Source organism: Nocardiopsis sp. NPDC055551 (assembly GCF_053619415.1).
In genome coordinates this window covers 25,265-42,997 of the sequence record NZ_JBSHJJ010000003.1, presented here as the reverse complement: position 1 = coordinate 42,997, position 17,733 = coordinate 25,265, and the positions used below count along the sequence as shown (strand labels likewise).

The following is a 17,733-nucleotide window of genomic DNA, read 5'->3' as shown; positions in this document are numbered from 1 at the left end:
GGGAGCGATCATGGGTTTCAGCTACACCGAAGATGACGCGAACCTGTCAGGCCTCATCTCCGCCCGTATGGATCTGAACCGCATCTACACCAAACTGCGGGGCGACACCGTACAGTACAACGACATCGTGGACACCACCGCGACCGAGTTTACCGATCTCATCAGCGACTCGATTCGAACTGTGGCGACAGAGAATCAGGAAGCCTGGCAAAGCGCGATAATGGCCTGTATCTGCGTGCACGGGGTCATCGATCAATGGATCTCGGACGTTCAATGGTATCGAAACCGCATCGATGAGATCGAGACCGAATTCAACGCGGCGGTCACCGGAATCGACGATTTCACCGCCTACACCGCGATCGAGGCCTCGCACAACAGTCAGGCTCGGATTGCCTATGAGAAATTGGAAGAATATTCCGATGCCTGCTCGGACATGCTCGCCGACGGCCCGACACCCGAGACCGTGCGCAAACTGATAGAGGCGGGCCACTTGGGCATGGCTCCCTTCGCCGTGACGGGTGAGCACGAGTACTACCCCTATGACGAGACGGCAGGTGAGGACCTCGCCGAGCGGATCAGGAGCGGTGACTACGGCGGGAACTACGACGAACTGCACGACGCGGCACTCGCCTTGTCCGAGAGGGCGGCCAACGCGGCGCAGAACGGCGAGGAACTCTCCGATAGTGAGTTGGACTTCTTGGAAGCCGTGCTCAACGGCACCGACGACGTCATGTTGGACCTGCATGACGATGGTTTTCGCGGTGAACCCAGCGCCTCGCAGCAGCAAGAGATCGCCGCGATGTTGGGCATGTCGATCGTGGCTCTGTCCCATCCCTCCACCGGTGGCGGGCATGACCGTCTCCCGGAGAGCGTCCGGAACCTCTCCGAAGGGTTCAGTGCGGGCTCGGGTTACTTCATCGGCGGCCCGGGGCGGTCGAGCACCGGCTACGAGCGGTGGCTAGAGGACGCCGCCGGACTGACTTACCTACTCGATGGAGCACGTCACCCCAACGGGACGCCGATGGAACTCGGTGAGGAGACCTCCCTCAAGTTCACCGCCGCGGTGAGCGAGGTGGCGGGTGCCCTTCCCAGCGAGCACAACCGCAACGACCTGACCGTCACCTACAGTCCGGACGAGCAGGAACAGACAACCATGGCGAGACTGCTCGGGTTCTCTACGGCCAACGAGGATGCCAACCACTCCCTCCTCACTAATGGTTCCGAGCCCAACGGACGAGACTCCGAGCAAATCCTCACCGACCTGTACACGTTCGACTGGAACGATGACGGTCGCGCTGTGGCCGGCCTCACCGACTGGATCGAGGACTTCCAGAACAGCGACGACCCGGACAAGGTCGACCAGGGATCCGAAGCCTTCCTCGCACTCGTGGACACCATCACCACTCCGGAAATGCAAGAGCGACTTGGCGAGACCGGACACAGCATCGAGGGCGAAGAGAATGATGTCACCTGGGAGAACGTGTCTTTCACACATTTGAACCCGGAGATTGCCGGTTCCTTCACGAACCTCTTCCTCAACAACATCGAATCGATGGAGAGCGTCGCCGGATTCAACTTCAATGACGACGGGGAACAAGACCCGGAGATCTACGCGGTGGACAACGAGTACTTGGGGGATGGGGTGATTCAGCTCGACCCGATGACACGGCTAGCCTTCGCGGAGTACATCGTAGGGAGTGAAGACGCCGCGACCAGACTGGAAACCGCGTCGTTCTTCCGAACGGAGGAAGCGGCCTCAACGTACTTCGCCGAGTACCCGCCCGATGTCTCCGAACCCAGGGCTGCGGGTATCTTCGACGCGCTCATCGAGGAGGCCATCGAGAACGAACATCAAAATCGCTTGGACGCCACCAACAGCGCCATCGACTACAAGAACCAGGTGGCAAACAACTCCGTCGACATGACCGCAGCGATTTTCAATGAGATCCCTGCCCCCGGGGTCAGCACGGTCAGTGAGGTGATGAAGCAGGGCTTCAAGGAGGTTCTGGCCACGGACCATATCGATGTAGCGAGGGATACGAGTTCTGACTTCTCCTCCGTGTCTCTGGACAACCGGGCGACGATCCACGCAGCGATGGCGGTGGAGAACAGCGGAGAACACACCTTCGGTGAAGAAGTCGACTACCTGCGCGACCCCGGTACCGGCGAGATCAGCCTGAACCCCCATCTCTGGATGGAGGGTGAGGGTGAGTCCTCCTTCGACGCGACGGCTTACCAGGAAGCCATCGACAGCATCTACGGCGATCTCAGAGACGAGAAATGGCCTGGTGCCGAGAACGAACTGGGAAACACGGTCATCAGTGATTTCAGTCGTTTCAACATGGCGGGCAGGGAGGCCCTCGACTCACGGACCTAGTAGGGCGCCTTCCTCACACGACCCCTACGTGACGAAAGATGCACGACGTGAGAAATCGAAGAAACCTGGCTGTTTCCGCCGTCTGTCTGGCAATGATGATGTCGGCCTGCTCCCCCTCCCAGGAGGAGAGTCACGGCCCACAGCCGAGCGCCGACCACAACGTCGCCGAGGAGGGGATATCGGCTCCAGACGCGGTCTCCTCCGTGAGTGGAATCGGTTGGGAGTGGCGGCCCGGCGAGGGCGAGCGGGTCACGGAGGTGCACCCTGGCCCCGTCGGCGCCGTGATCGAACTGGCGGACGGACTTGTCGGGCTGCGGGGTGACACCGGTGACGAACTGTGGCGATACCGGGTCCCCGGCGCCGAGGGGTTCTCCACCTCGTTCTCTCCTTCTGGGACGAACGTCTTGGTGACGGCCATGGATGAACCGGACATCCTGATGGACACCGCGACCGGCGCGTCCCTGGCCGAGGACGTCGAGGGCGGTGGTGACGCCCGTCTGCTGGACGGAGGTCGCCTACTACACCGGCGAGGCGAGGCGACCGAGGCCCTCTTTGAGGTGAGCGACCTGGAGACCGGAGAGACCCTGTGGAGCCAAGAAACCCCGCAAACCTGCTCTGACGGTGGACCGACCCGTCAGATCTCCACCTCGCATCACAGCGACGCGATCGTCCTTTTGCTGCACTGTTCGGAGGACACCTCGGAGGGTGCGCTTCGCGCTCCTGCCCCCGACACCATCAATGCCTTGGTCGCACTGGATCCGGCCGAGGGCCAAGAGCTGTGGCGTGTGGAGTCCGAGGACACCGAGGGCCTGGGGATGGCGCAGACTAACATGTTCCAGAACGCCTTGGCCGCCGACCTTCCCGGTGAGGAAGGATGGCTGATCATTGATCCCACCGACGGCACCACCATCGCCGAGTCGCCGAAACCGGTCCTGTCGGTCCACGAGGACGGGTACCTAGCCGGCCCGGACCCCCTGGCCGAGGACCCGACTCATGAGCTTCGAACCTTCGACGGCGAGGTGACCGCCACCGTCACGGTTTCCGACAACCGTCTGCCCGCGGACACCCCGGAGAGCGCCGTGGGCCTGCCCGAACACCTGCTCGGCATCGACATGGAACGAGGTACGCCCGAAGACGCCATCAACGTCCTCCTGACCCCATGGGACGGCGAGGGTGGTACCGAAGTCATCGACGCGACCATCACCGAGACGGCGAGCAACCTCGACCCGGGACGGCTCCTTGCCGTACCCGGGGCAGTGCTCGTGTACGTTCCCGTGGAACGTTCGACGGGCATCGACACGGTCGAACACCTAGTGGCCCTCCAATAAGAGGGAGGTCGGGGCCATGGTGAAGGCGAGAGAGGACTGCTGAGACTACGGCACCCATCACTCCGAAAGGCCCACGGCGATGTCCGATCTGGGATCGGTTCCGGAAGGCGGATGAGAGCTGAGATCGCTGTGCTGCCGATCTCCGTCGACATGACGGTCCTCTATGACGAGGATGTCATGACCCTGTCCAGACCGAAGGCGGCCTGGGCGTCGCGCTGGCCGAGTCGGCGCTGCGCGGCGGCAAGGGTCTGCGCGTGGAACTGGACGGTGACGCCTTCACGGAGCTGTTCAGCGAGTCGGGCGCCCGCGCGATCGTCGCGGTCGAGCCCGGCCAGGAGGAGGGAGGAGGAGTTCGTGGCCTTGGCCGGCGAACACGGCGTCCCGGTCACCCAGATCGGCACGGTCGGCGGTGACAGCCTCACGGTGACGCACCCGGGAGGCGTCGTCGAGGTCGCTCTGACGGACCTGCGCACCTCCTACGAGGCGGCCATTCCCGCCGTGATGGACGGCGTGTAGCACTTCAACGTGATCGAGGGGGCGTCCCGGCCGGGGCGCCCCCTTTCGCCGTTCCCGGAGCCTCAGCCGACCTTCAGTTGCTCATCGCCGAAGTCCGCGATGATCATCAACGTGCCACCGAGCGCCGAGACGTAGCGGTCGAGTACGTCACGGGTGGAGACGTCCCCGGCCTCGATCTGCGAGATTCGGGCGACGGAGATCCCCATCCGCTCCGCCACCTGAGCCTGGTTCAGTCCTCGGTGCTTACGCATCTCCATCAGGCGCCACGCCTGTGCCCGGTCACGGAGACGTCCCACACCGGCCTCGAATTCCTCGGGGCCGCCGGCATCGGCCACCGCCCGTTCCAGGTGCCCGGCCCGCTTCTGCTTGGATTCTCCGAAAACTCTCGCTCTCGTTCCTGGAGCGCGGTGGTTCTGGCCTCCCTCCGTCGCCGCCCCCGGGGCTAAGGTCTCGGGCCGCTGGGGTAGGACTGTGGGGAGGAGGTGGACGCACATGGAACGCGCCAGACGCGGAAGGCTGAGGGGCGCTCTCGGGAGTCACGACCGCCCGGCCAGTGCCCTGGGTTTTCGGCTGATCCTGGCCGTGTTCGGGGCTCTGGTGTTGCTGCTGGGAACGGCGGCCGCCATGCTCTGGACCGACGAGACCTGGTTGGTGGTGCTCCTGGGCGCCGGGTTCGTCGCCGCCTGCGTCAACGTCTACTGGGTGAGCAGGCGCCTGCACTACGAACGCCCGAGCCACTGACGATCCCGACCCCGGAGCATCCGCCCCGGGGTCGTTCTCATCCTTCCGGCCGGTGGGTGAGGGTGACGGCGACGGGGCGGTGGTCGGAGTGGGGCACGTCCGGGTTGGCCGGGTCGCTCGTGGTCAGTTCCTCGGTGACGAGGATGTGGTCGATCTGCTGCTCGGAGCGGGTGTCGGCGGCCATGGTGGGGAACGGGCGCACGTCGGCGAAGGCGTCGTGGAAGTCCTCCCCCAGTGGCAGTTCCTCGGGTTCGAAGTTGAGGTCCCCGGCGACCACCACCGGTGTCCCTCGTTCGTGGGCGCTCGCCGCGATGTCGAAGAGCGCGTCCAGCTGTTCCCGGGCGGTGCGATTCCCCAGGTCGTAGCCCTCGGGTTGCAGGTGCGTGGAGACCACGGTGACCTCGGTGCCGTCGTGGTCGACGGCGACCTCCAAGGCCTGTGCGCCGGTGGGGCCGCTCTCGGGCAGAACGTGTCCGCGCACCGAGGAGACCGGAAGGTTCGTGAGCACCGCGTCGCCCCAGAACGGGCCGTCGGCGGGGCCCCAGTAGGCGGTCATGCCCAGGTCCGCGGCGAGCAGGGACAGCCCGTCATGGCCACCGTTGAGCAACCATCCGCGGTCCACCTCGCTCAGCGCGATCACGTCGGCGTCGAGTTCGCGCAGGGTGTCGGCCTGTTCGGCGACGGAGAAACGTCCATCCATCCCGAACCCCATGCGTACGTTGTAGGCGGCCACGCGTAGACCGTCGGTGGAGGGTCGGGGTGCGTCGGCCTCCGGTCGGGCCAGGGGCGCGGCGATCGTGACGACGAGGGTGAGCACGGCCGCGACGGCGGTCGCCGGGAGCACGTGTTCGGGTGGTGGCGGCACCGCGCGTCCCATGCGGGGCAGGACCGCCACGGCGAGCAGGAGCAGGGCGGCGAACGGCACGTAGGTGTTGGTGACGTGCAGGTCGTAGGCGGCGTAGAAGGCGAACACCAGCACCACGAAGCCCAACAGCCCCAGGGTGGCGAGGACACCGGTGCGAGTCGGTGAGGCCGCCGTGACGGTGTCCGTGGCGGCCCATCCCGCGCAGGCCGCCAGGGCGAGTTGTCCGAGCAGCGGGGCGATCAGGGTCCAGGCCGGCAGTGCCCCCGACGCGTCGCCGGGCAGGTGTGCGGCGAACGCCAGGGTGGCCAGGGCCGCGAGCAGTACCGCCAAGGGCGGGTGGGGGTTCGGGGAGACCCATCTCGGGTGGGCGGCCACGGCGATGGAGGCCACGGCGACCACCGCGAGGGCGGACGCCGCGTAGGGGGTCCCACCGATCGTCTCGGCCACCGCCGGGTTCGCGGTGTACAGACCGGAGAGGAAGAGCAGCGGCCCCAGGGCGAGCCAACTCCGGGGCGGGGTCGGCATCGGTGGGACCGAGGTGGCCCGCCAGGCGCGAATCGAGGCGCCGAGGTAGGTCACCGCCAGAAGCGACACACCGACCCAGACGAGCACGCCGTCCCGCCACAGCGGGTCCACGGTGCCGAGCACCGTGTGCAGCGCGGCCGACGCCGCCACCCCGGCGACGACCCCGGTCATCACCCCGAGCGCGCTCACCCGGCCGTCGGTCACCGTCGCCATCACGGTGCACACCAGTCCCACCACGCCCAGGCCGACCAGGGACGAGGCCAGGTACATCTGCGGTCCACCGCCCTCGGTGGCCTGGAGCACCACCCGGCCGACCGCGAGCAACCCGCCCGCCGACAGTGCCAATCCCAGGGACGGCACCCATCGGGCCAGGTACACGAACGGGAAGGGCGCCAGGAACCAGACGAGGGCGAACGCGCCCATGAGCGCGGGCCCGGTGGCACCGGCCTGCCCGAAGAGCGTGATCAGCGAGGGCAGGAAGACCCGGAGTACGTCCAAGAGCAGGACCGTGCCGAGCATCGTGACCAGTCGTCCCTGGTGCATGCGGATCCACTCCGTGGAAGGGCGAGGGCATGAGGGATTCTCACCTCTACCACCCCACGGAGCAAGGGGCCACGACCGAGGGCGGGACCGATCGGCCCCGCCCTCGGCACCCTGTGTCAGACCGTGATCAGGGGGACCCGATAGTTGACGAAGGCAGCGATCTCGGAGATGTCCCCCGGGTCGGAGGTGACCACTGTGAACCGCGTCCTGATGGCGGTCAACACCACCATCGCGTCCACCACATCACTGGTCGCCGACGCACCGAGTAGGGCGCCGACGCGCTTGGCCGCGACTTCGTCGAAGGGCACTACCTCGCAGACCTTCACCAAGCGGGCCATAACCGCTTGGCGAGCCCCTTCACGCCATACCTGCGCCAGAACGGTGGCCGGCAGAAGTGGTCGACGCCCGGCCCCGACCTCCTGGAGACAGTAGGTCCATACACTTCCCTTGGGCTTGGCCTCCGCTTGGAGGAGAGCTCCCGCATCGAGGATCAGGCCTCGGGGACGCAGTACCGTCATTCCTCGGCCACCTCGCTCACACGGTCCAAATGCGCCAAGGCTTCCTCGCCGGCCTCGACCTCATCCAACGGGATGGGTCCGCCGACACCAGAAGCCTCCAGGTCGGCCCTCGCCTCGGCCCTTTCCTCAGGTGAGGGTTCGCCGTGTTCGGCGAAGTGCGCTTCCAAGGCCGCCTGTGCCTCAGCGAGATCCGCTTCTCTGACCGCGGCCTTGTTCAGCCATCTGGAGAGGGGGATGCCTTCGCGCGCGGCCGCACGGCGAGCACGTTCGACGGTCTCGGACTCAAGGGACACGGAAAGCTTCTCAGCGGACATACCTCCACGGTAGACGAAAAGTAGCAACCGGGTAGCACTTTTCCCGGAACAATGGGAGGGGGTGGAGATCGGTCGGCCTCCACCCCCTCCCGGTGTCGCGTGTGATCAGCGGGTCTCGTAGCCCTCGGGGAGCCACTCCCGCCACACGTCCGGGTTCTCGTCCACCCAGATCTCCGCGGCCTCCGACGGGTCCAGCCCCTCGTCGGCGATCATCGCCGCGACCTCGTTCTGGTCGGCGTTGGTCCAGTGCCAGTCGTCCAGGAACCGGTAGGCGTCGCCCCCGTCCTCGACGAAGCCCTTGCGGAAGATCTTGTTCAGGTCGTAGAGCGGGTAGTCGCAGTCCACGAACTCCAGGTCGGCGTCACAACCGTCGTAGTAGTCCGGGAAGTCGACCTTGACCAGGTCCAGTTCCTGTTGCAGCCACTGCGGTTCGTTGAAGTAGAACAGGACCGGTTCCTCGTTGGCGTACCGGCGCCGCACCTCGGTGACCTGGGACGCCTCGGAACCGGCGTAGACGATCTCGATGTCCAGGTCGAAGGCGTTGATCATCCCCTGGTCCTGGGTGGCGAAGCCGGGCGAACCACCCAGGAACTCGCCCTTGTCACCGGTCTCGGCGGTCCGGAAGATCTCGGCGTGCTCCTTGATCCCCTCCAGCGTGGTGATCTCGGGGTACTCCTCCGCCACGTAGGCGGGCATGTACCAACCGATCACACCGTCGTTGCCGGTGGACCCACCGTCCACGACGGTGTCGTTGCCCTCGGGGCCGTACAGCTCGTACAGGTCCTCGTGTCCCCAGTTCTCCAGGATCACGTCCAGGACCCCCTGGTCGAGGGCCTGCCACGAGGGCTGTTCCTCCAACCGGACCAGCTGTACCTGGTAGCCCATCTCCTCCTTGAGGACGTGCTCCAGCACCACGGCGCTGGCCTCGTAGCCGACCCAACCGTTGACGGCGATCCGCACCGTGTTGGGGTCCCTGGCGATCTGGTCGGTGCGCACCGCGCAGGAGCTCACCATCACCAACGCCAGCCCCACCACGGCCAACCGGAGCAGGGTGTCCCTTCTCAGCAACCTAGGCACGGTGTGCCCTCCTTCCCTGCGTGACCCGATCCAGGAACAGTCCCAGGCAGACGATGGCGAGGCCGGAGGCCAGACCCAGTCCGAGCAGGTTCTGGGAGAGCCCGAAGACCACGTCGAAGCCGAGCGAACCGGCGCCCACCAGCGCGCCCATGACCACCATGGACAGCACGAGGATGATGCCCTGGTTGATGGCGAGCAGCAGCGAGCCGCGCGCCATGGGAAGTTCCACCTTGGTGAGCAGCTGCCACCTGGTGGAACCCTGTGACTCGGCCGCCTCGATGGTGCCCGCCGGCACCCCGCGGATTCCGTCGTTGACCAGCCGGATCACCGGCGGCAGCGCGAAGACGACCGCCGCCGCCAGGGCCGGGACCCGACCGATGGTGAACAGTGCGACCGCCGGGATCAGGTACACGAACGGCGGCAGGGTCTGCATGGCGTCCAGGATCGGCCGCAGGATCGCGGCGAAGACGTCGTTGCGCGACATCAGCACACCGAAGACCACGCCCAGCACGATGGTGAGCGCGGACGCCACCAGGACCTGGGACAGGGTGTCCATGGCGTTGTCCCACACACCCAGCAGGCCGATGGCGACGAAGGCCGCCGCGGACACGATGGCGACGCGCCCACCCGCGAAGATCCAACCCAGCGCGGCGGCGGCCAGGACCACCAACCACCAGGGCGACCCGGTGAGCAGGTCGCTGAGCGGGCTCAGCACCCCGTTCAACAGCCACGTTCCCAATGCCGCGGTGAAGCCGCCGATCGTCGACTGGATCCACTCGTAGACGACGTTGACCGGGGCCGCGACGTCGACCGCCATGTCGCGCGGCCAACCTCCGAGCCCGAAGAGTCGACCGGCCGCGGTCGCCATGATGATCACGGCGAGACCGATCGCCGAAACCGGCAGCCGGTACCGCTCGGGGAGGTTCGGGGCATGCGTACCGTGGCCGACCGCGCCCGTGACCCGGTCCATCGCGATCGCCAGCATCACGATCGCCACACCCGCCTGGAACGCCTGCCCGACGTTGACCTTGGACAGGGCCTGGTAGATGGCGTCACCCAGGCCGCCGGCGCCGATCACCGAAGCGATCACGACCATGGAGACCGCGAGCATGATGGTCTGGTTCACGCCCAGCAGGATGGTGCGCTTGGCCAACGGCAACTGCACCTTGGTGAGGATCTGCCAGGGCGTGGAACCCAGCGACGTGGTCGCCTCGATCGCGCCCTTGGGAACCTCACGGATGGCCAGCGCCGTGATCCGCGCGACCGGTGGGAGCGCGTACACCGCGGTGACGACGGCCGCCGCCGGGTTGCCGATGCCGAACAGCAGCACGAACGGCAGCAGGTAGGCGAACGCCGGCATGATCTGCATGAAGTCCAGCACCGGCCGCAGACCTCGGTAGAACGCCTCGCTGCGTCCGGCGAGGATGCCGAGCGGGACGCCGAACAGCAGGGCGATGAAGACCGCCGTGACGATGAGCGACAGCGTCGTCATCGACTCGTTCCACAGACCCGTCAGCGCGAACACCGCGAAGGTGGCCAGCACCAGCAGCGCCACCCGCCACCCGGCGAACCGCCAGGAGACGAACAGGCCGAGCGCGGTCACGCCCGCCCAGGTGAGGAAGTCCAGGAACTGGTTGATCAGCACGACCGCCGACCCCAGTCCCACCGAGACGTAGTTGAAGAAGTAGAGGAACAGCGGGCTGTCGTTGCGGTTCTCGACCACCCAGGCGTAGATCCCGTCGAGCCACGCCATGAAGCGGTCGCCGATCGCCGTCGGGAAACCGCCCGCCCAGGACGGGTCGCCCATCAGGCGGGCCGCCCAGTATCCGGCGACGAGTACGACGATCACCAGGAGGGCCTGGACCGCGCTGCCGCGCAACCACCCCCCGGTGCCCTTGGAACCCCTGTCTGAACCCGACGCGCCGGTCGGCGCGGCGCCGGCCGGTTCGGTCACCGTGGCCATGTCACGCACCGTCCCCGGGCGAGGTGACGTCGCCGTGGTCGACGGCCCCCGGAGGGATCTCCTCGACCGTCTCCTCCACGATCGCGGCCACCTGGTCCACGTCGTGCAACTGGTCTTCGGCGATGGCGCGCAGCACGTCGTCGCGGCCCACGTAACCGAGGAGGGTGTCGCCCTCCACGACCCGGACCGGAGCGGTGCTGGCGGCGAGCATCGGCAGGACCTCGGCCAGGACGGTGCCGGGCGCGGTGGTCGGCCCATCGGTGCGTTCCTCCGGGAACGCGTCGCGCACCAGCCACCGGGCGGTGAGCACGGTGGTGCGCGCGACGTCGGAGGTGAAGTCGGCGACGTAGGCGTTGGCGGGGCGGCCCACGACCTCCTCGGGGGTACCGACCTGGACGAGTTCGCCGTCACGCATGATGGCGATGCGGTCGCCCAGCTTGAGCGCCTCCTGGAGGTCGTGGGTGATGAAGACCGAGGTCTTGTTCAGCTCACGTTGCAGCCGGACGACCTCGTTCTGCATGTCGCGACGGATCAGCGGGTCCAGCGCGCTGAACGGCTCGTCGAACAGCAGGACCTGCGGGTCGACGGCGAGGGCGCGGGCCAGACCCACGCGCTGTTGCATGCCGCCGGAGAGTTCGCCGGGGCGCGCGTTCTCGTACCCGGACAGTCCGACCATGTCGATCATCTCGCGGGCTCGCGCGTAGCGTTCCTCGCGCGCCATCCCCCGCACTTCGAGACCGTAGGCGACGTTGTCGATGATCCGACGGTTGGGCAGGAGCCCGAAGTGCTGGAAGACCATCGCCATCTTGTGTCTGCGCAGTTCGCGCAGGCGCTGGTCGCTCGCCTGCTCGATGTCCTCGCCGTCCAGCCGCACCGAACCGGACGTGGGCTCGATCAGCCGGGTCAGGCAGCGGATGAGCGTGGACTTACCGGACCCGGACAGGCCCATCACCACGAAGATCTCACCCGGACGCACCTCGAAGGAGACGTCGCGCACCGCCACGGTGCAGCCGGTCTCCTCCTTGATGCGGTCCCGGTCGGCGCGTTCCAGGTCGGTGCCGATGACCTTGTCGGCGTTCTTGCCGAAGATCTTCCACAGGTTGCGGACCGAGAAGGTCACATCGGAGGTACCCGCGTCCGGTGTCGTTTCGGTGGCCTGGGTACTCATCGGCTCTCCCCCTTCTCGGCCGACCGGTCCTGACGGATCAGGTCGGCGGCGCGCTCGCCCAGGGCGAGGACCATGACCATCGGGTTGGGGGTGGGCAGGGTCGGGAAGACCGAGGCGTCGGCGACGCGCAGCCCCTTGAGTCCACGGACGCGCAGGCGGGGGTCGACGACCGCTCCGTCGTCGTCGGCCGCGCCCATCCGGCAGGTGCCCGCCGGGTGGTAGACGGTGTGGGCGGCGCGGCGTCCGTACTCGGACAGTTCCTCATCGCTTTGGATGCTCGGGCCGGGGGCGACCTCGCGCTTGATCCAGGACTTGAACGGTTCGGTGGCGGCGACCTCGCGGGCGATCCTCAGCCCGTCGACGATGGTCCGCTCGTCGTAGCCGTCGGGGTCGGTGAAGTAGCGGAAGTCCAGGGCCGGCTGGACCTTGGGGTCGTCGGAGGTGAGGTAGAGCCGCCCACGGGAACGAGACCGCGGGATGTTGGGGGTCATGCAGACCGCGTACCCGTCCTCGGGCGAGTCGTAGCCCAGCCGCTTCGTGTTGTCGTCGAAGGGGATCTGGTAGATGTGGAACATCAGGTCGGGGCGCGGGTCACTCTCGTCGCGGCGCACGAACAGGGCCGCGTCGGAGTCCATCACGGTGTTCTCGGGGACCCGCTCGTTGGTCTCCCACATGATGATCGACTCGGGGTGGTCCTGGAGGTTCTCTCCCACCCCGGCCAGGTCGTGGTGGGGCGTGATCCCGACCGATTCCAGGTCCTCGGCCCTGCCGATACCGGACAGCATCAGCAGACGAGGGCTGTCGACGGCTCCGGCGGCGAGGACGACCTCGTGGCGGGCGTTGACGGTGATCCGTTCGCCTTCCTTGGTCGTCGCGCTGACGCCGGTGGCACGGTCGCCGTCGAACAGGACCTTGTCGACCCAGGTCTCCAGCAGCACGGTCAGGTTCTCGCGCACGTCCATGATGGGGTGCAGGTACGCCACCGAGGCGGAGGACCGGTAGCCGGTGTAGGGGTCGTAGGCGATGGACAGGAAGCCGGTGCCGTCGGCGAAGCCGCCACCGTGCGAGGTGAGGGCGTTGAAGTCCTCGACGACCGGGACGCCCGCTGCCTCCGAGGCCGAGGACACCCAGTCCTGGACCATGGCGTTGCGGTCCTTCTCGGCGATCGGGATGATGTTGCACTTGATCCGGTCGGCGTAGGACTGGACGGTGGTGTTGTCCCAGCCCTCGGCGCCGGCGGCGACCCACTCGTCGAGGTCCTCGGCGAACGGCCGGAAGCTGATCAGCGTGTTGTGCGAGGAGCAGCCGCCCAGTACGCGGGCGCGCGAGTGCAGGATGTGGGAGTTGCCGTTGGGCTGCTCCGTGGTCCGGTAGCCGTAGTCGAGTTCGCCGTCGAGGACGCTCAGCCAGTCACGGAGCCGGAGCACGTGTTCGAGGTCGCGGTCGTCGGGGCCTCCCTCGATGAGGCAGACGCTGGTGCCGGGGTCTTCGGTGAGGCGATTCGCGATCACCGAGCCCGCCGTTCCACCGCCGACGATGACGTAGTCGTAGGTGTGTTCCTGATCGGACACGGACCGATTCCTCTCGTTGGTCTCTCGCGGGGATGCCGGGGAAACCGACCTGTGTTGTGTTGGTGGTGTCTTCGGTTGTTCTTCGGTTGTTCTTCGAACGTCGAGGGGACACCCGTCGACGCGGCGGACGGTTCCGCGCCGACGGGTGGCCGGTGGTCCCGGGGCCTCAGCCACCGGGGTGAGGTCGATCAGCCGAACCAGCGCTGTGGTTCGGGGGCCAGGTTGCGGTAGACGTGCTTGGCCTCGCGGTACTCGTCGAGTCCGGCCAGGCCCAACTCACGGCCGATCCCGCTGCGGCCGAAGCCGCCCCACTCCGCTCCGGGGAAGTAGGGGCCGTAGTCGTTGATCCACACGGTGCCGTGGCGCAGGGCGGCGGCCACACGCTCGCCTCGGGCGGTGTCGTCGGTCCACACACCGCCGGAGAGCCCGTAGTCGGTGTCGTTGCCGAGTTCGATCGCCTGCTCTTCGGTCTCGAAGCGTTCGACGGTCACGACCGGGCCGAACACCTCGGTCTGAACGATGTCCATGGAGCGGTCGCAGTCCACGAACACGGTGGGGCGGTAGAAGTAGCCGTCCCGCAGTTCGGCGTCGTCGGGGCGCTTGCCACCGGCGATGATCCGGGCGCCCTCCTCCACGCCTCGGGCCACGGACCCCTCCACCTTGGCGCGGTGTTCGGCGGACACCAGCGGGCCGCAGCGCACGCCCTCGTCCTGACCACGGCCGATGCGGATGGCCTCGGCCCGGCGGGCGAGTTCGGTGGTGAAGGCGTCGTGGATGTCGTCGTGCACGATCAGGCGCGCACCCGCCGAACACACCTGCCCGGAGTGGAAGAACGCGGCGCTCAGCGCGTAGTCGACGGCGGTGTCCAGGTCGACGTCGGGGAAGATGATGTTCGGGTTCTTGCCGCCCAGTTCCAGGGCGGTCTTCTTGACGGTCTCGGCTGCCGCCGCCATGATCCGACGCCCGGTGACCAGCCCACCGGTGAAGGAGATCAGGTCGACGTCGGGGTGCTCGGACAGGGGCGCTCCGGCCTCGGGGCCGCTGCCCAGGACCAGGTTGACCACGCCCGCGGGGATGCCCGCCTCGGTGGACAGTTCCACCAGCTTGGCGGTGGTCACGGGGGTGACCTCGCTGGGCTTGATCACCATGGTGTTCCCGGCGGCGAGGGCGGGGGCCATCTTCCAGGCGAGCTGGAGCAGCGGGTAGTTCCACGGCGTGATCATGCCGCAGACGCCGACGGGCTCGTACACGACCTTGCTGTGCACGCCCTCGGGCGCGGAGACCAGTCGGCCCGCGTCCTTGTCGGCCAGACCGGCGTAGTAACGGAAGACGGCGGTGACGTCGTCGACGTCCATGCCTCCCTCTTCGATGGTCTTGCCGGTGTCGAGGGACTCCATGACCGCGATCTCCTCGCGGTCGCGCTGCAGCAGGTCGGCGATCCCGTCGAGGACGCGGCCACGGTGGGCGGCGTCGGTGCGGCGCCACTCCCCGGTGTCGAAGGCGCGTCGGGCGGCGGCGATGGCCGCCTCGGTGTCGGCGCGGCCACCTTCGCTGACGACGGTCAGAACGGAGGCGTCGGCGGGATCCAGGATCTCCCGGACCCGTCCGTTCTTCGCCGCGCGCCACTCTCCGTCGATGTACAGGCTGGTGGCGGTGGCCGTCCCGGGGGCGGACAGGTACGGCACGGACGGCAGGGTTGCGTTGGTCTGGTTCACGGAGCCCATCTGCCCGGGATTGATAGTCACAAACGACCTCTTTCGTAGGACACTTTCCACAACGTCCCATAAGGCCGATGAACAGGCAAAACGCACACTGTGCCGTTGGGGACGCCCATCAGTGGCCTCGGTCACCGGCCTGTGGCATAGACCTACGTCGACGAGCGAGGCCGTGAGCAAGGGACACTCCGCCCCGGGGAATACAAGGACAAGATTTTGACGTACATTAGGTGTACCTAAGTTGGTTCGTCCCGCTCGCCCGGGTCGTCCCCCGTGCGACCGCCGCCCGCGAACCCCATCGAGGAACGCATGCTGCTCGAACAAGAACGCCGTGACGTCTGCCTGACCGCACGCTCCATCGCCCGGCACCCGGGCGTCGCCCCCGGTGAAGCGGGCACCGTCAGCGTCCGCAGCGGCGAGCTGGTGGTCGTCACCCCGCACGGTGTTCCACTGGACCAGATCCAGCCCCAGGACTGCCCGGTCATGTCCCTGGACGACCGGATGCTCGAAGGTCGGCGCGATCCGGCCGCCGAGACCACCCTGCACATGGCGGTGCACCGTCAGGCCGCCGACCACGACCGGGACGTCACCGCCGTGGTCAACGCGTTCACGGCCGACGCGGTGGCCGTGTCCACCGTCGAGGTGGAGCTGCCCCCGATCCACCACCGCGCCGCCGGCCTGGGCGGAGCCGTCGCGGTCACCCCGTACATGCCGTACGGCGGTGGTGACATCGCCGACCAGGCGGTCAAGGCGCTCAAGGGACGGGACGCCGCGCTGCTGGCGGGACACGGTGGCGTGACGCTGGGTCGCGACCTGGAGCACGCCCTGGAGAACCTGCGCCTGCTCGACTGGCTGAGCGCCGCCTACCTCCGGGCCCGCCAGATCGGTCGCCCGCGTGTGCTGTCCGAGGAGGAGCTGGCCGAGATCCGGCAGCGCGACACCTACGGCTGGGCCGGCCCCGACCCCTTCCTCTGAGTCTTCGGTCGGCCTCCGGGGCATCCTCGTCGACGTCGCTTCGGGAAGGGGCATGAGGCGGGAACCAAAGGTCGATGGGGGAGAGCGATGTCGTGTGGCCGGATCCGGCCACACGACATTCGGGTACGGATACTCGGTGATCCGTCACCCTCAGACGTGAGAATGGTGTCGACGACCCACCCCGCCACGGCAGGAGACTCCATGCGCTGCAGCTACATCAGGCTCCTCGTTAACGACTACGAGGCCTGCTTCCGCTTCTACTCCGACGTTCTCGGCCTGTCCGTGCTTTGGGGTGACGAGAACAGTCGCTACGCCGAGTTCGACGTGGAGTCGGGGACACGCCTGGCCATCAATCAGCGCGAGGTCATGGCCGAGGCCCTGGAGACCGACACCGCCGACCCCGAACTCCCCCACCAGGACCGACTGGCGGTGATCTTCGAGGTCGAGGACGTCGACGGAACCGCGGAACGCCTGGTGAACGACGGCGCCCGCCAGGTGATGGAGCCGCGCGACTGGACGGCGTGGGGCATCCGGGCGGCGCATTTCCGCGACCCGGACGGCTACCTGCTGGAGATCAACCGCCCGCTGATCCCGGTGGTGGAACCGGCCGAGCCGGTGAGCGAGGTGAGCCTGCCCGAGGACTGATGGGCGCCGCCTCAGGCGGCCACGTGTTCCACCAACAGTTCGTTGACACGATCGGCGCGCTCCACGCCGAGAAGGTGCGCGGCCCCGGAGACCATCTCGAAGCGGGCCCCCGCGATCCCGTCGGCGAGCCTGCGACCGTGCCCGGGCGGAAGCAGCGGATCGTGCGCGGCGGAGACGACGGTGGTGGGCACCCGCACCCCCGGGACCAGATGACGCTGATCCATGCGCTGGATCGCGTCGCAGATCGAGGCGTACGCGGTCGGGTCGATCCCGTCGAAGTCCTCACTGAAGCGGGCCGCGACCTCGGGGCGTTGGTCGGTGAGGTCGGGGGTGAACCACGGCAGCACCACCTCGGTGGTGACCGCCTCCATGCCGCCGGTGCGCACCCTGGCCGCGACCCGGTCCCAGCGGTGCATGACGGGCGTGCGCGGCGCGGCCGCCAGGAGCACGAGTCGATCCAGCGTGCGCGGGGAGTTGGCCGCGATCCACAGCAGGAGCGAAGCGCCGAACCCGGCGCCGGCCGCGGACACCCGACTGACCCCCAGGTCCTCCAGGACCCCCAGCACGTCCAGGGCCAGGTCCTCGATGTTGCAGGGGCCGTCCGGGGCCGGTGAGTGGCCGTGGCCACGGTGGTTGATCCGCAGCACACGACGGTTGAGGGTGAGTTCGGGCATCTGCGGCTCCCAGACCGACATCTTGGTGCCGAACGGCGGCACGAGCAGCACCACCGGCGCGTGTTCGGGTCCGTCGAGTCGGTACTGGAGCGGAATCAGGGCCATGAATCCTCCGGGTCGCCAGACCGCCAGGTTATCCGGAGTGCTTTCGGCGGTGCCAGGAAAGTCCCGAGGTCATCGGAAGTCGCGGACAGGAACTGACCGCCATGCTTTCTAGT

At 67.6% G+C, this 17,733-nt stretch carries 15 protein-coding genes and 1 pseudogene; 6 read left to right on the top strand and 10 right to left on the bottom strand.

What is annotated here, in order from left to right; translation table 11 throughout:
* Positions 1 to 10 precede the first annotated feature (10 nt).
* The 3 genes and pseudogenes from ACWGSK_RS06595 to ACWGSK_RS06585 form a co-directional block, all read left to right on the top strand.
* On the top strand, positions 11 to 2,377 hold the full coding sequence (locus tag ACWGSK_RS06595) for a TPR repeat region-containing protein (RefSeq protein WP_452455375.1): 2,367 nt from the start codon (positions 11 to 13) through the stop codon (positions 2,375 to 2,377).
* A 47-nt stretch (positions 2,378 to 2,424) separates the two neighbouring features.
* Positions 2,425 to 3,705: an outer membrane protein assembly factor BamB family protein gene (locus tag ACWGSK_RS06590; protein WP_452455374.1), complete on the top strand. Its 1,281-nt coding sequence runs from the start codon at positions 2,425 to 2,427 to the stop codon at positions 3,703 to 3,705.
* A 191-nt stretch (positions 3,706 to 3,896) separates the two neighbouring features.
* A pseudogene (locus ACWGSK_RS06585) lies at positions 3,897 to 4,221 on the top strand (AIR synthase-related protein); the annotation flags it as partial.
* 62 nt (positions 4,222 to 4,283) lie between these two features.
* Here ACWGSK_RS06585 and ACWGSK_RS06580 read toward each other — a convergent pair.
* Entirely contained in the window at positions 4,284 to 4,556 is a 273-nt protein-coding gene (locus ACWGSK_RS06580) for a helix-turn-helix domain-containing protein (protein ID WP_358503997.1), read from the bottom strand.
* A 157-nt stretch (positions 4,557 to 4,713) separates the two neighbouring features.
* Here ACWGSK_RS06580 and ACWGSK_RS06575 point away from each other — a divergent pair, with 157 nt between their 5' ends.
* A complete protein-coding gene (locus tag ACWGSK_RS06575) occupies positions 4,714 to 4,962 on the top strand; it encodes a hypothetical protein (protein WP_358504000.1) in 249 nt (82 codons plus the stop codon).
* 37 nt (positions 4,963 to 4,999) lie between these two features.
* On the opposite strand, the gene ACWGSK_RS06570 is transcribed toward ACWGSK_RS06575, so the two are convergent.
* The 8 genes from ACWGSK_RS06570 to ACWGSK_RS06535 all read right to left on the bottom strand — a co-directional run bounded on the left by ACWGSK_RS06570 (position 5,000) and on the right by ACWGSK_RS06535 (position 15,230).
* Positions 5,000 to 6,895 carry an endonuclease/exonuclease/phosphatase family protein gene (locus ACWGSK_RS06570; protein ID WP_452455373.1) on the bottom strand — a complete coding sequence of 632 codons (1,896 nt, stop codon included), beginning with the start codon at positions 6,893 to 6,895 and terminating at the stop codon, positions 5,000 to 5,002.
* A gap of 116 nt (positions 6,896 to 7,011) precedes the next feature.
* Positions 7,012 to 7,203 (bottom strand): hypothetical protein, encoded by a 192-nt coding sequence (locus tag ACWGSK_RS06565; RefSeq protein WP_358504006.1) that lies wholly within the window; start codon positions 7,201 to 7,203, stop codon positions 7,012 to 7,014.
* A 206-nt stretch (positions 7,204 to 7,409) separates the two neighbouring features.
* A complete protein-coding gene (locus ACWGSK_RS06560) occupies positions 7,410 to 7,727 on the bottom strand; it encodes a hypothetical protein (protein WP_358504009.1) in 318 nt (105 codons plus the stop codon).
* Between the two features lie 105 nt (positions 7,728 to 7,832).
* Complete coding sequence (locus ACWGSK_RS06555) at positions 7,833 to 8,804, bottom strand: glycine betaine ABC transporter substrate-binding protein (protein ID WP_358504012.1); 972 nt, start codon at positions 8,802 to 8,804, stop codon at positions 7,833 to 7,835.
* Positions 8,797 to 10,767: an ABC transporter permease gene (locus ACWGSK_RS06550; RefSeq protein WP_358504015.1), complete on the bottom strand. Its 1,971-nt coding sequence runs from the start codon at positions 10,765 to 10,767 to the stop codon at positions 8,797 to 8,799. Before ACWGSK_RS06550 ends, ACWGSK_RS06555 begins: the two co-directional genes overlap by 8 nt.
* Before the next feature lies 1 nt (position 10,768).
* A complete protein-coding gene (locus ACWGSK_RS06545; RefSeq protein ID WP_358504018.1) occupies positions 10,769 to 11,935 on the bottom strand; it encodes a quaternary amine ABC transporter ATP-binding protein in 1,167 nt (388 codons plus the stop codon).
* Positions 11,932 to 13,506 (bottom strand): GMC family oxidoreductase, encoded by a 1,575-nt coding sequence (locus tag ACWGSK_RS06540; protein WP_358504021.1) that lies wholly within the window; start codon positions 13,504 to 13,506, stop codon positions 11,932 to 11,934. Before ACWGSK_RS06540 ends, ACWGSK_RS06545 begins: the two co-directional genes overlap by 4 nt.
* Positions 13,507 to 13,694: 188 nt before the next feature.
* A complete protein-coding gene (locus tag ACWGSK_RS06535; protein WP_358504082.1) occupies positions 13,695 to 15,230 on the bottom strand; it encodes an aldehyde dehydrogenase family protein in 1,536 nt (511 codons plus the stop codon).
* Between the two features lie 300 nt (positions 15,231 to 15,530).
* Between ACWGSK_RS06535 and ACWGSK_RS06530 the strand changes: the two genes are divergently transcribed.
* Both ACWGSK_RS06530 and ACWGSK_RS06525 read left to right on the top strand, forming a co-directional pair.
* Positions 15,531 to 16,196, top strand: a complete 666-nt coding sequence (locus ACWGSK_RS06530; RefSeq protein ID WP_358504024.1) for a class II aldolase/adducin family protein — start codon at positions 15,531 to 15,533, stop codon at positions 16,194 to 16,196.
* Positions 16,197 to 16,397: 201 nt separating this feature from the next.
* A complete protein-coding gene (locus tag ACWGSK_RS06525) occupies positions 16,398 to 16,841 on the top strand; it encodes a VOC family protein (RefSeq protein ID WP_358514484.1) in 444 nt (147 codons plus the stop codon).
* Positions 16,842 to 16,852: 11 nt separating this feature from the next.
* On the opposite strand, the gene ACWGSK_RS06520 is transcribed toward ACWGSK_RS06525, so the two are convergent.
* Entirely contained in the window at positions 16,853 to 17,620 is a 768-nt protein-coding gene (locus ACWGSK_RS06520) for an alpha/beta fold hydrolase (protein ID WP_358514486.1), read from the bottom strand.
* Positions 17,621 to 17,733: the final 113 nt, after the last annotated feature.

Bases quoted from the DNA above. Each gene is read 5' to 3' on its own strand.
- ACWGSK_RS06535 (WP_358504082.1), bottom strand. From the start codon at position 15,230: ATGGGCTCCGTGAACCAGACCAACGCAACCCTGCCGTCCGTGCCGTAC.
- ACWGSK_RS06595 (WP_452455375.1), top strand. From the start codon at position 11: ATGGGTTTCAGCTACACCGAAGATGACGCGAACCTGTCAGGCCTCATC.
- ACWGSK_RS06570 (WP_452455373.1), bottom strand. From the start codon at position 6,895: ATGCACCAGGGACGACTGGTCACGATGCTCGGCACGGTCCTGCTCTTG.
- ACWGSK_RS06575 (WP_358504000.1), top strand. From the start codon at position 4,714: ATGGAACGCGCCAGACGCGGAAGGCTGAGGGGCGCTCTCGGGAGTCAC.
- ACWGSK_RS06525 (WP_358514484.1), top strand. From the start codon at position 16,398: ATGCGCTGCAGCTACATCAGGCTCCTCGTTAACGACTACGAGGCCTGC.
- ACWGSK_RS06530 (WP_358504024.1), top strand. From the start codon at position 15,531: ATGCTGCTCGAACAAGAACGCCGTGACGTCTGCCTGACCGCACGCTCC.
- ACWGSK_RS06560 (WP_358504009.1), bottom strand. From the start codon at position 7,727: ATGTCCGCTGAGAAGCTTTCCGTGTCCCTTGAGTCCGAGACCGTCGAA.
- ACWGSK_RS06550 (WP_358504015.1), bottom strand. From the start codon at position 10,767: ATGGCCACGGTGACCGAACCGGCCGGCGCCGCGCCGACCGGCGCGTCG.
- ACWGSK_RS06520 (WP_358514486.1), bottom strand. From the start codon at position 17,620: ATGGCCCTGATTCCGCTCCAGTACCGACTCGACGGACCCGAACACGCG.
- ACWGSK_RS06545 (WP_358504018.1), bottom strand. From the start codon at position 11,935: ATGAGTACCCAGGCCACCGAAACGACACCGGACGCGGGTACCTCCGAT.